14 protein-coding genes are annotated in these 12,119 nt (G+C 39.3%); 8 read left to right on the plus strand and 6 right to left on the minus strand.

The features are described 5' to 3' along the window. Positions 1-49 precede the first annotated feature (49 nt). The 7 genes from MHH87_RS13715 to mnhG are packed head-to-tail and all read left to right on the plus strand — an operon-like array spanning position 50 to position 5,811. A complete protein-coding gene (locus tag MHH87_RS13715; RefSeq protein ID WP_340749824.1) occupies positions 50-2,467 on the plus strand; it encodes a Na+/H+ antiporter subunit A in 2,418 nt (805 codons plus the stop codon). Beyond that, positions 2,454-2,876, plus strand: a complete 423-nt coding sequence (locus tag MHH87_RS13720) for a Na(+)/H(+) antiporter subunit B (RefSeq protein WP_340749825.1) — start codon at positions 2,454-2,456, stop codon at positions 2,874-2,876. The genes MHH87_RS13715 and MHH87_RS13720 overlap by 14 nt, the downstream gene beginning before the upstream one ends. Then, positions 2,876-3,217 (plus strand): Na(+)/H(+) antiporter subunit C, encoded by a 342-nt coding sequence (locus MHH87_RS13725; RefSeq protein ID WP_340749826.1) that lies wholly within the window; start codon positions 2,876-2,878, stop codon positions 3,215-3,217. The genes MHH87_RS13720 and MHH87_RS13725 overlap by 1 nt, the downstream gene beginning before the upstream one ends. After that, the gene (locus tag MHH87_RS13730) at positions 3,210-4,700 is read left to right on the plus strand and encodes a Na+/H+ antiporter subunit D (RefSeq protein WP_340749827.1); all 1,491 of its coding nucleotides are present in this window, start codon (positions 3,210-3,212) and stop codon (positions 4,698-4,700) included. The genes MHH87_RS13725 and MHH87_RS13730 overlap by 8 nt, the downstream gene beginning before the upstream one ends. A gap of 1 nt (position 4,701) precedes the next feature. Then, positions 4,702-5,181 carry a Na+/H+ antiporter subunit E gene (locus MHH87_RS13735; protein WP_340749828.1) on the plus strand — a complete coding sequence of 160 codons (480 nt, stop codon included), beginning with the start codon at positions 4,702-4,704 and terminating at the stop codon, positions 5,179-5,181. Then, positions 5,178-5,462, plus strand: coding sequence for a Na(+)/H(+) antiporter subunit F1 (locus MHH87_RS13740; RefSeq protein ID WP_340749829.1), 285 nt, complete (start codon positions 5,178-5,180; stop codon positions 5,460-5,462). The genes MHH87_RS13735 and MHH87_RS13740 overlap by 4 nt, the downstream gene beginning before the upstream one ends. Continuing rightward, on the plus strand, positions 5,443-5,811 hold the full coding sequence (mnhG, locus tag MHH87_RS13745) for a monovalent cation/H(+) antiporter subunit G (protein ID WP_340749830.1): 369 nt from the start codon (positions 5,443-5,445) through the stop codon (positions 5,809-5,811). The genes MHH87_RS13740 and mnhG overlap by 20 nt, the downstream gene beginning before the upstream one ends. 293 nt (positions 5,812-6,104) lie before the next feature. Here mnhG and MHH87_RS13750 read toward each other — a convergent pair whose 3' ends face one another. Both MHH87_RS13750 and MHH87_RS13755 read right to left on the minus strand, forming a co-directional pair. Next, positions 6,105-6,353: a hypothetical protein gene (locus MHH87_RS13750; RefSeq protein WP_340749831.1), complete on the minus strand. Its 249-nt coding sequence runs from the start codon at positions 6,351-6,353 to the stop codon at positions 6,105-6,107. A gap of 173 nt (positions 6,354-6,526) precedes the next feature. Further along, positions 6,527-8,032 carry a leucyl aminopeptidase gene (locus tag MHH87_RS13755; protein ID WP_340749832.1) on the minus strand — a complete coding sequence of 502 codons (1,506 nt, stop codon included), beginning with the start codon at positions 8,030-8,032 and terminating at the stop codon, positions 6,527-6,529. A 141-nt stretch (positions 8,033-8,173) separates the two neighbouring features. Between MHH87_RS13755 and MHH87_RS13760 the strand changes: the two genes are divergently transcribed. Beyond that, positions 8,174-8,650, plus strand: a complete 477-nt coding sequence (locus tag MHH87_RS13760) for a divergent PAP2 family protein (RefSeq protein ID WP_340749833.1) — start codon at positions 8,174-8,176, stop codon at positions 8,648-8,650. 513 nt (positions 8,651-9,163) lie between these two features. Here MHH87_RS13760 and MHH87_RS13765 read toward each other — a convergent pair. The 4 genes from MHH87_RS13765 to MHH87_RS13780 all read right to left on the minus strand — a co-directional run bounded on the left by MHH87_RS13765 (position 9,164) and on the right by MHH87_RS13780 (position 12,006). Next, positions 9,164-9,559, minus strand: coding sequence for a hypothetical protein (locus tag MHH87_RS13765; RefSeq protein ID WP_340749834.1), 396 nt, complete (start codon positions 9,557-9,559; stop codon positions 9,164-9,166). 135 nt (positions 9,560-9,694) lie between these two features. Further along, complete coding sequence (locus tag MHH87_RS13770; RefSeq protein WP_340749835.1) at positions 9,695-10,024, minus strand: YuiB family protein; 330 nt, start codon at positions 10,022-10,024, stop codon at positions 9,695-9,697. 88 nt (positions 10,025-10,112) lie between these two features. Beyond that, positions 10,113-10,610 (minus strand): NUDIX hydrolase, encoded by a 498-nt coding sequence (locus MHH87_RS13775; protein WP_340749836.1) that lies wholly within the window; start codon positions 10,608-10,610, stop codon positions 10,113-10,115. Between the two features lie 184 nt (positions 10,611-10,794). Beyond that, a complete protein-coding gene (locus MHH87_RS13780; RefSeq protein WP_340749837.1) occupies positions 10,795-12,006 on the minus strand; it encodes an NAD(P)/FAD-dependent oxidoreductase in 1,212 nt (403 codons plus the stop codon). Positions 12,007-12,119 lie beyond the last annotated feature (113 nt).

Consider the following 12,119-nt stretch of genomic DNA (forward strand, 5'->3'; position numbering starts at 1 on the left):
AATTATTATTATTCACTGTATTAACTTGCATTACGGAAGGAGGATTATCTTGATTCAAGTTTTAACTATTTTCATTCCGGTTATTGCGGCAATTTTAATTCCTTTATTATTTAAAACTGTACGTAGTATTCATACCGGTTGGTTTGTGTTAATTGTACCAATACTGTTGGCCACATATTATGCAACTTTTGTAGCAAGCATTGCAAATGGTGATACGTTTATTCAACAATTTGATTGGATACCATCACTGAATATCGCATTCGTTTCGTATCTAGATGGACTAAGCTTACTGTTCTCTCTTCTCATTACAGGAATCGGCGCACTCGTAGTTTTATATTCCATCTTTTATTTAGACAAAACGAAGGAACAGCTACATAATTTTTACATTTATTTACTGATGTTCATGACGGCAATGCTTGGCGTTGTGCAGTCAGATAATATGATGACCCTTTATTTATTTTGGGAGTTAACATCGATTTCGTCATTTTTGCTTATTGGTTATTGGTTTAATCGTGACAAATCTCGTTTTGGCGCGTTGAAGTCCATGATGATTACCGTTGCGGGCGGTTTAATGATGCTTGGAGGCTTCGTGTTACTAGCCATTATGGGTGGTACATATTCGATTCGTGAGCTTGTCCAAAATGCGCCACTACTAGTAGAACTAGATTATTTTGTATTTGCACTAGTATTAGTGTTACTCGGCGCATTTACAAAATCTGCACAGTTTCCTTTCTACATTTGGTTACCCGATGCTATGGAAGCACCTACACCTGTCAGTGCGTATTTGCACTCTGCCACAATGGTTAAAGCTGGTATTTATTTAGTTGCTCGCTTTACGCCGATTTTTGCGGCTAACGAAGTTTGGATCTGGCTCGTAACGGGCATTGGTTTACTGACTTTATTCTGGGGTTCTTTCTTTGCTGTAAAACAAACTGATTTGAAAGGTATATTAGCGTTTTCTACGGTTAGTCAACTCGGTTTGATTATGTCCATGCTTGGCGCTGGTGCTATCGCCTATCATGTAGACGGCGCGGAAAATACGGTATTTAAATATGCCGCTTTTGCAGCGATTTTCCATCTTATTAATCACGCTACTTTTAAAGGCAGTCTCTTTATGATTGCTGGAATTGTCGATCATGAAACAGGGACGCGTGATATTCGTAAGCTTGGCGGCTTAATGAGCGTTATGCCACTTAGCTTTACTGTCGCTCTAATTGGTAGCTTCTCTATGGCTGGTTTACCACCGTTTAATGGTTTCTTAAGTAAAGAGATGTTTTTAACTGCAATGCTGTCGATTAAAGAGTTCGAATTATTCGAATATGGTACTTATGGCATTATATTCCCTATAATCGCTTGGATCGCTAGCGTATTCACGTTTGTGTATAGCTTCTATTTCGTATTTAAAACATTTACAGGTAAGCTTCAGGCAGAGCAATTGCCGAAAAAACCACATGAGGCACCGATTGGCATGCTCATTTCACCGATCATACTTGCGGTATTTGTTATTACGATTTTCTTTATTCCAAACGTGATTGGTGATACATTCGTGAAACCAGCCGTTGCTGCGATTCAGCCATTTCTTTATAACGCACCAAACGAAGTTGATGTGCATATCGCAGCTTGGCATGGGGTAAAAACAGAGCTATTAATGACAATTGGTATTATAGTGCTTGGCTTGGTACTGTTCTTGACACTTGCAAAATGGCAAAAGGCGTACCTTGTTATTCCAGCAAAATTATCACTAAATGCACTTTATGATTTCATAATGGATTCTGTATTAGACCGCGGCATGAACCGCTTCTCGAAGCTTTATATGACGGGCTCTATTCGTCAATACTTAACGTATATGCTTGGCTCCATTGCAGTCATTGTAATCGGAACGCTATTTATTAAAGATGCGTTTAAGCTAACATTTGATGGCGGTACACCGATTCAACTGTACGAACTTACATTACTCATTGTTTTAATAATTGGTACATTAACCACATTACTAGCTAAATCACGCTTAACGGCGATTATTGGCTTAGGTGCAGTGGGCTATACTGTCGCATTGTTTTTCGTTATTTTCAACGCACCAGACTTAGCTCTAACACAACTCGTTATTGAAACGATTTCTGTCGCATTATTTTTACTCGCTTTCTATCATTTACCGAAGCTTGGCAAAGTAGAGGAACGTGTTCGCTTCCAACTTGGACGTGCAGCTGTATCAATTGCAGTCGGTGCGATGGTAACACTTCTTGCTTTGTCTGCACATTCACAAAAGATGATTCCGTCCATTAAGACGTACTACGAGGAAACGGTGTACTCTCTTGCAGGTGGCGGAAATATCGTAAACGTTATTTTAGTAGACTATCGTGGCTTCGATACATTATTCGAAATTACGGTACTTGGCATTGCTGGAATGGGCATTTACGGAATGATTAAGCTTCGTTTAAGTAGAAAGGAGAAAACAAATGAAAACGAATAATGTTATTTTGCAGTTCACTGCGAAAATCGTCTTTTTCATCATTTTCTTCTTCTCGATTCATATTTTCTTCGCTGGTCACTACACGCCTGGCGGAGGATTTGTCGGAGGATTATTGGCATCTAGTGCCGTTGTGCTTTTAGTAATTTCCTTTGATTTAAAAACAGTGCGTTCAATTTTACCGTTTAACTTTATGTTCGTAACTGCTACAGGGTTAATCTTAGCGTTATCAACTGCAGCGTTTCCGATGTTTGTAGGCAAGCCATTTTTCACACATTTCTTTGATTATTTCACATTGCCAATTATCGGAAAAACATCACTTCATACAGCTGCACTTTTTGATTTAGGCGTATTCTTGGTTGTTGTCGGAGTTACGATGACCATTATTCAAACGATTGGAGAAGATGAATAATGGAAATAGTGATGGCATTTGTGTGTGGCTTTTTATTTATGGCTGCCATTTATTTAATTTTATCGCGTAGTTTGCTGCGTATTATTATTGGGACAGGTCTTCTGAGTCATGGCGCTCATTTGCTCATTTTAACAATGGGTGGACTTGGTGGTACTGCGCCACCCGTTTTATCTGAAGGGGTAACAGATTTTGCAGACCCTCTCCCGCAAGCACTTATTTTAACAGCGATTGTTATATCCTTTGGTGTTACAGCCTTCTTCCTAGTACTAGCTTATCGCGCGTATCAGGAATTAAATACGGATGATACAACATTAATGAAAGGAAGTGACGAGGATGAGTAACTTCCTGCTACTACCGATTATTATTCCATTTTTCTTCGGTATGATCTTAATGTTTTTCCAAAAAAACATTCATTTTCAGCGTAAACTCACATTACTTGGCTTACTCGTTGCAACTTTTTGCGCGTTTATACTAATCGTCGATGTGTATAATACGGGTATTAAAGTGTTAACGTTCGGTAACTGGCCTGTTCCATTTGGAATTACGATGGTGGCGGACGGCGTTTCAACACTGCTTGTTTTTACAACATTAGTAATCGCCTTCTTCGTTGTTTGGTATGCGTTTGAATCCATTGGCAAAGAGCGCGAGAAATTTTTCTTCTATCCGGGTATCATGCTTATTATTACTGGGGTAAACGGCGCCTTCACAACGGGCGATATTTTTAACCTTTTTGTATTCTTCGAAGTATTATTAATGTCTTCTTACTTGCTCATTGTTTTAGGTGGCGAAAAGGCACAGCTTCAAGAGTCCATTAAGTATATTTTAGTAAATGTTATTTCTTCAGCATTATTTGTTATTGCTGTTGCTTACTTATATTCAGTCGTAGGTACATTGAATATGGCGGATATTTCAGTTAAGATTGCGGATATTAATCAGCCTGGAATTATTACGACGATTGCTGTACTATTCCTAATGGTATTCGGACTTAAGGCGGCGATTTTCCCGCTCTACTTCTGGCTACCTAGCTCATACGCAGCACCACCAATTCCCGTACTTGCACTATTCGGGGCACTGTTAACAAAGGTCGGTATTTATGCGATTACACGTACATATACGTTATTTTTCGTACATGAAGCATCATATACGCATGAATTACTCCTTATTTTAGCGGTAATTACGATTGGAGCGGGCTGTATTGGTGCACTCGCAACATTCGATGTGAAGCAAATTATTATTTACAACATCGTCATTGCAGTTGGCGTTATTTTATTCGGAGTAGCACAAATGAATACAGTTGCTCTACAAGGTGCTATGTTCTATTTAATACACGACATGATTATTAAAGCGGCCTTGTTTATGCTAGTTGGCATTGTCATTTACGTAACGGGTACAACCAATTTGCGTAAAATGGGCGGGCTTATGAAGCACTACCCCGCACTCGGTTGGTTTTATTTAATTGCAGCATTCGGTTTAGCTGGTATTCCACCGCTTAGCGGCTTCGTTGGTAAGCTTCTTATTGTTCAAGGTGGTTTTGCTGCCGGTAATATTTGGAGCAGCTTATTCATTTTAGCTTCTAGCTTACTCGTATTACTTTCGGTCATTCGCATTTTCGTCTATGCCTTTTGGGGTGAGGGCGGTCAGCTTGAGCCGAACGTTAATAAACAATCGTATAACCGTTTATTTTATCCAACAGCGATTTTAGTCGTTATTTCAATCGCTTATGGTGTCGGATCTGAATGGATTACACCCTTTATGGATAATGCAGCAAATGTACTTAGCAACCCATCTGTCTATGTGGATGCTGTTATGAAAGGAGGAGAATAATATGGCGTTACAACTAATATTAAACTTCTCCCTCGCCTTTCTTTGGATGTTCTTGTCCGATAATTATACAGCTAGCGGCTTCATTATCGGCTTTTTACTCGGGATGCTAAGTGTTATCTCGATGCGTCGCTTCTTCCCAGGACGTCTTTATACAGGGCGTATTTGGGCGATGATTAAACTTACAATCTTATTTTTGAAGGAATTAGTGTTAGCGAATGTCGCGGTGCTTAAGGTTGTTTTAAAACCAAAGCTTGATATGGCACCTGCCTTCTTCAAATATGAAACAACATTAACGAGAGAATGGGAAATTACGCTACTTTCAAGCTTAATTACCTTAACACCAGGAACGGTTGTTGTGCATATTTCCGATGACTCAAAATACTTATTTGTCCATGCAATTGATGCTGCGGATGTAGAAGGTACTATTCATTCCATCCGTGATTCATTTGAAAAAGCAATTTTGGAGGTGAGCCGCGCATGATCTACTTTATTGGGGGCTCCATCGTAATTATTACACTGTCAATGATTGCAGTTATTTACCGTCTTGTCGTTGGACCAAGTGCATCAGATCGTGTTGTAGCACTCGATGCACTTGGCATTTCACTGATTTCATTAATCGCCCTTTTCTCGATTATGGTAGACACGAGCTATTTCCTCGAAATTATTTTACTGCTGGCGATTTTATCATTTATCGGTACAGTAGCTTTCTCAAAATTTATTGAGAAAGGAGATATTATCGACCGTGACAATTCTAGCAAATAGTTTAGTCGTTATTTTTATTTCAATTGGTGTACTATTTATCGTCGTAGCAGCAATCGGGGTTTTCCGCTTGCCGGATCTTTATACGCGTGCACATGCGGCTTCAAAAAGTGCAACGCTTGGTGTCATGTGTCTTTTAATCGGGGTTTTCTTTTATTTCTGGTTACTCGATGGGCATTTTAATCCGCGCATTTTATTGGGGATTTTATTCTTATTCATAACTGGGCCAGTAGGGGGGCATATTATGACGCGCTCCTCTTATATTGCCGGTGTAAAACCTTGGTCTGGGACAGTTCATGATGATTTACATGATGAAATTGCTCGTATGAAGAAAGAACAAGGAATTGAATAAAGAACAAAAGCGCTAAAGCGCCTGCTTATCCCCGACAAGCTGCTTTCGATCCCTCGGGGGGCTGGCGCTTTAGCCTAGACGTTGCATTTACTTTTTTGAATGTTATCCATATGGCGAAATTTTATAATTTCCTTAACGATGAAAAATGGGCTGTGTCAAACGTGAGTACCTCACATATGACACAGCCCTTACTACTGGAAACAGTTCTGCCATTGAAGTTTTTTTACGGCTTTCGGCAATACCTTTCAACGCATAAAAAAGGTGTCTCAGTGATCTTATGAGACACCTTTCTATCAATATGGACGATATGGTGGGTATGGTGGGTATGGTTGATACGTTGGATATGGTGGGTATGGTTGATACGTTGGATATGGTGGGTATGGTTGATAGTATCTTGGCGGTGGTGGATACCGGTAGTAAGGAGGATAACGATTAAACGCCCCCCCTAAAAAACTACCTAAAAATCCACCAATAAACGGCGCACCAAAAGGATAAAAATTCCCGAAACCTGGTGACCCATAAAAGCTGTTATTTCTCACCATCAAATGCCTCCCTTTTCAGCTAGTGTATGTGAGAAAGCCTAGTAGGCATAGTGATTGGCCTAATTTAAACGACTTGCCTATGTTTAAGAAAACTGTGATTGCAATACTTTATCCACGAACAAGGGCTGTGCCAAAAGTGAAAATCCCCACTTTTTGACACAGCCCTTCTATTTTTAGTTTTCTTCACCTAATTGTTCTATAAATGTTGCAATTGATCGTACCATCACGCCTGTGCCGCCTTTTGGTCCTAAATCATGCGGGCCTTGTGCATCAGAAGTACCCGCAATATCTAAATGGATCCACGGTGTTTCTTCAGCAAATTCGCCAACAAAACCACCTGCAAAAATCATATGACCATCACTTCCTGGTGAATTATTTAAATCAGCTACAGTTGATTTTCGAATACGCTTTTTATCATTTTCTGTTAACGGCAGACGCCAAACGAATTCGCCTGTTTCGATTGTTGCTTCCATAAAGCTATCAAAGAACGCTTCATTATTTGTTAGCGCACCTGTTTTATCAAAGCCTAGCGCCGTAATAACACCACCTGTTAGTGTTGCGACATCAATTAAATAGTTAGCACCCTGCTGCTTCGCATACGTTGTTGCATCAGCAAGTACTAAGCGCCCTTCAGCGTCCGTATTTAACACTTCAACGGTTTTGCCATTGTACATTGTAATGACATCATCTGGCTTGAATGCATCGCCTGAAATCATATTATCTGTTGAGCCAATGACCGCGACAACATTTTGATTCGGACGTGTTTCACCAATAATTTTCATCGCGCCAAGAATGGCAGCAGCACCACCCATATCGCCCTTCATACCGACCATGCCTGTCTTTGTTTTAATAGAATAACCACCTGTATCATACGTGACGCCTTTTCCTACTAAGCCGATAACATCTTCCCAATTGTCGCGCGCTTGATATTTAATTGTAATAAGACGCGGCTCTTGTGTTGAGCCAAGGTTTACGCTTAAAATACCACCCATGCCAAGCTCCTGTAATTGAGCTCGATCGAGTACTTCAATGTCAAAATCATATTGCTTTGCCAGGGCTGTTGCATAATCCGCAATATCGGTCGCTGTCAGCATATTTGGTGGTAAGTTAACTAAGCTACGTGCCTCATTTACTGCATCCGCATAAATACGCCCCACTTCAAAGCTTGCAGCCACTTCATCAATATCTGCCTCCGTTACAAAATGAATTGTTTCAAAGTAAGTATCTACATCATTTGAGGTAGTTTTATAGTTAGGTACTGTATAAAACCCTAGTCCAGTGCCCTCTGCAGCTAAAAAGGCTACATCAGATTCTTTAATAGCATCCGTTGTAAATGATTCTAACCAAATCGTTGCATCGCTTGCTTTAAGTGATTTCAGTTGCATTCCGACTAAACCAAATGTTTCACGCAGCTCATCCTCTGTTAATGTTTTGCGCTCACCTAAACCAACAAACAAAATTCGTTTAATGTGCTTGTTTGTACCTGCATACGGCAGCTTCATGATCTTTTTACGATCGGCAGAAATTTCACCTGTACGTAGCCACGCATCTACTGCCTCGCCTGAAAACACACTAAATGCATCCCAGTTTTTCATTTGCCCACGATGCTTCTGTACCCCGATAATTAATGTTTCAGTTGTAACCGTTTCAAAAGTTTTCACATCTTTTACGATATTCATAAAATAGTAGCCTCCTACTCAATAGATACCCCCATTATATACCTTAACAATTAGTTCAGGTATCGAAACAAAAAAAGTTTTCTAATAATTGAAATATTTAATGGTATACTAATGATAAAAGTGTCGAAGGTTGGATTGCATATGGGACTATTACACAATACACCTCTCTTGCTCGGGCTATTTGCCATCGTCTTTGCTCAATTCCTAAAAGTACCGATTTCCTTTGTTATGACGAAAAAAATTAATTGGGGCCTACTTACCTCTACTGGGGGCATGCCAAGCTCTCACTCTGCCGCTGTGACGAGCATAGCCACCGCTGTAGGTTTTGAAACGGGCTTTGAATCACCTACCTTCGCCGTAGCTACGATGCTAGCGGGAATCGTCATGTACGATGCAAGTCATGTGCGCTTCCAGGCTGGTCAACATGCCGCCGCATTAAATGAAATTCGCCATGATCTCCATATTTTCTTCAGTGAAATTAAACGCTGGCCAGGCAAAAATGAGGAAGAAAAAATTCAAGAGCTGAAAACATTGCTAGGTCATAAAAAAAGCGAAGTATTTATCGGAGGACTGTCTGGCATTTTATTAAGCATTTTTGTGTATGCTTTTATTGCCTAAACGCACAATTGAGAACATTCTCCTCTGTGCTTTTTCCTATGGATTCTGTTAAACAAAATTGTTGTTTTTATATAATAAAGATTAGTATTGAAAACTTACTACGACCGTTCCTTGCACAGTGGTTAGCAAACATGCGAAATCGCCCAAAAGACCACACCCGCGTTGGTCTTTTGCACGGTAGGATTAGCTAATACAACAACAGGGGTGTTTAAACTAACGCCTTTCCAAAACAAAAGTGCTAAAGCGCCTGCTTAACCCCGAAAAGCACTGGAGAGTTCGAAGTGAAGGCGCCCTTTGCCTTCCCCGAAGACAGACCGCGACCTCGAGAGGCTGGCGCTTCCGCCTAGGCGTTGCATTTACAAATTTGAATGTTATCCACAAGGAAAATTTTAAAATCCCCTTAAAATAAGGCTCTGTTTAACTACATTGTTGTTTATGTGCAATATTAAAGGCCTATATGAGTAAATTCACATACGCTTTAATTTCATTTATGTATGAAACATCAATTAAACTTTAACTATCCTGAACTTCTTTTCTTCGGAAAAACCAACTTGTTATACCAAAGATAAATCCAGAACTTAGAAAGAATGCATGGAACAGCATTGCTTCTGCCGAGAATATGGCTAATACACCGCCGAAACTAAGTGTAATAAATGCGGTAGGTATGAAAAAGGCAAGCATACAACTTAACGGATAAAAGAAATGCTTATGTTTACTAAATCTAGTATCTATTAGATTTATCATTAATAGATATATAGGAACAGCAATTATGAGGAAAGCTTGACCTCCCCAAAACAAAACAGAATAAGCATCCCCGCCAAGCGATTCGTTCCAAACGAGCTTCAAAGTTAAAACATAACACATAATACCAACTATAAATGATAACAACCCGGCAATAATCGACTTCACTATTATCCCTACCTCTTTATTAATCTATTCTTTACTATAAAACGCACATTCTTTCTAGTCAAAAAAACAACAGTTTCATTAAACAGAGCCTAAAATAAAAAAACGCGTGCACCAAGGAGGTACACACGCAACTGATTAAAACATTCGATATCCTGCTTTTCGTAAATAAATCATGACAATCCCTGCAACAATAGCACCACCAAAGCCCCCCGCTAAAATGACAAAATCAACAATTTGCAGTACTTGTAGCTTGTCCATTAATGCAGGAAATGCAGTACCAGGTTTAAAAATATAATCAAGGAAGCTAACTTCATCAATAATAAATACGACAACAATAGGATACAAGACAGCCATTAACCAAGTCATGCGCAACAGCATGTTTAAAAGAAACCCAATGCCGAAAAACATAACGAAGAATAGAACGACCGAAATAATTAATTGAACTAATGAAACTGAACCACTCATGCTATGTAGACCCCCCATTTTCCTCTCATAAGTTTACATTATTCAGAGGATGCTTTCAATTGAATCCACCACAAAATCATCTGATTCATTATTTTTTAAAAAATAGATTATATTCTGTATAACCAAAAATATCGCCAGGATTAATACCATCGATTTTATCGAGCATATGACGTTGCACATTATGTTTTGCCATTTCGACAAGCATGACAGACGCAATTTCATCTTGTGCAAGGAGCGTTGGATGAATCCATTTTGCCTCTAAAATTTCATGTTCCTGCACAATAATGTTGCAGCTTCCCGGTACAGGTTTACAATAAAAAATAGCCATATTATCACTTATCTCATTGCGAATGACGCCTGTACGAAATCCAATAATACCTTGTACAACACAATCAATGCCGGTTTCTTCTTTTACTTCGCGTATTGCAGCCGAATTGACAGTCTCACCTTCATTAACAAACCCCGCAGGCAATGACCAACGCCCCTTTAAACCACTATACGCTTTTTTCACGACGAGCCATTCACCGTTTTCATTTTCTACTACTGAGGCAACACCTAACCACACTTTCCCACGATCTTTTTTCATCTAAATCACCCTTTTTCTCTTAACTATTTCTATTATAATAGTTTCTCTAGATTAGAAAGACACAACTCGCCCAAAATAAGGCGAGTTGATGACCTTACAAATGTGAATGGGAAAGCTATACTTTCTTATCCACATAAGAAAAACACCGTCTTCTATAAAAGAAGACAGTGTAAGGAATTATTGATTATAGCAATTTAAATTTACCTTTTTTAACTGTAAGACTAACGCCACCTACTAAGTAAAGTGCACGGTTATCTACTACTTTCTTAAGAGCAGAAGCAGATTTACCTAAGAATTTACGGCCCATTGCGTTACCGATTGCATCGTCATGTCCTAATGAACATACTGCACCTTTATCGTCGTAAACAAATTCTTCAGTATCTTCACCTTTAATAAGGTGTTTGATATTTTTCGCAATGTTTACAGCTTGTTGCATAGCGATTTGAGCTGTTGGTGGGTAAGGACGGCCCGCTTCTTCATTTAGAAGGAATGCACAGTCACCTACTACGAATACATCATCAAATTCTGGTGCACGCATATCTTTACGTACAGCGATACGCGCACGGTTAGATGCGATACCAGAAGTTTCTACTAACTTATTTCCACGGACACCAGCTGCCCAGATAACAGTACCAGCTTTGATGAACTCGAACTCATCTTCGCCTTTTTTGATTTTAACGCCTTCTTCAGTTGCTTGTACAACTGGAGTACCGATTGAGAATTCGATACCTTTTTTCGCTAATTGAGTTTTTGCATACTCTACTAATTGTGGGTCAAAGCCTGGTAATACCATTGGAGCTGCTTCGACACATAGTACGCGTACTTTTTCTTGAGGAACATCAAACTCTTTGCACAGTTCAGGAACACGGTTGCCAAGCTCCCCTAATAATTCGATACCTGTGAATCCAGCTCCACCTACAATAATTGTAAGCTTGCTATCATCTTTCACTTCATCTAATGACCAAGAAGCGAATTGATATTCAATATGCTCGCGAATTTGACGAGCTGAATTTAAGTTTGCTAAAGATAATGCGTATTTATCTAAACCTTCAATTCCGAAAGTTTCACCCTCGAATCCAAGACCAAATACTAAATAATCATACGTAAATTCACCAGCAGATGTTTCTACTTTACGTGCGTTTACATCAACATTTTCTACTGTGGCTTGTACAAATTTCACATTGCTGTTAATAACGCTTGAAACTGGGTAACGAGCTGCTTCTGGAGCAATTGTTCCTGCTCCAACTTCATGTAACCAAGTTGATTCATAATGGTAATCATTTTTATTTACTAAAATGATTTCCGCTTCTTCGCCACTAACCAATTTCTGTAAATTAACTACAGTTGTTAAGCCACCGTAACCCGCGCCTAATACTAAAATTGTCGGTCTTTTCACTTAAATCAAAACCCCTTTAATTTTATTGTACTAGCGCAAGTCAAACAAAAAAGTAAATAGATACTTCACACGTTTGTTACGCTAGGTCGACATATTTTCGACAAAATTTCCTA

Origin of the sequence: Solibacillus sp. FSL H8-0538, from assembly GCF_038003525.1 — a bacterium.
GTDB lineage: Bacteria > Bacillota > Bacilli > Bacillales_A > Planococcaceae > JBBOPI01.

Bases quoted from the DNA above. Each gene is read 5' to 3' on its own strand.
- MHH87_RS13775 (WP_340749836.1), bottom strand. From the start codon at position 10,610: ATGAAAAAAGATCGTGGGAAAGTGTGGTTAGGTGTTGCCTCAGTAGTA.
- MHH87_RS13760 (WP_340749833.1), top strand. From the start codon at position 8,174: ATGGGACTATTACACAATACACCTCTCTTGCTCGGGCTATTTGCCATC.
- MHH87_RS13770 (WP_340749835.1), bottom strand. From the start codon at position 10,024: ATGAGTGGTTCAGTTTCATTAGTTCAATTAATTATTTCGGTCGTTCTA.
- MHH87_RS13735 (WP_340749828.1), top strand. From the start codon at position 4,702: ATGGCGTTACAACTAATATTAAACTTCTCCCTCGCCTTTCTTTGGATG.
- MHH87_RS13725 (WP_340749826.1), top strand. From the start codon at position 2,876: ATGGAAATAGTGATGGCATTTGTGTGTGGCTTTTTATTTATGGCTGCC.
- MHH87_RS13740 (WP_340749829.1), top strand. From the start codon at position 5,178: ATGATCTACTTTATTGGGGGCTCCATCGTAATTATTACACTGTCAATG.
- MHH87_RS13730 (WP_340749827.1), top strand. From the start codon at position 3,210: ATGAGTAACTTCCTGCTACTACCGATTATTATTCCATTTTTCTTCGGT.
- MHH87_RS13720 (WP_340749825.1), top strand. From the start codon at position 2,454: ATGAAAACGAATAATGTTATTTTGCAGTTCACTGCGAAAATCGTCTTT.
- MHH87_RS13750 (WP_340749831.1), bottom strand. From the start codon at position 6,353: ATGGTGAGAAATAACAGCTTTTATGGGTCACCAGGTTTCGGGAATTTT.
- MHH87_RS13755 (WP_340749832.1), bottom strand. From the start codon at position 8,032: ATGAATATCGTAAAAGATGTGAAAACTTTTGAAACGGTTACAACTGAA.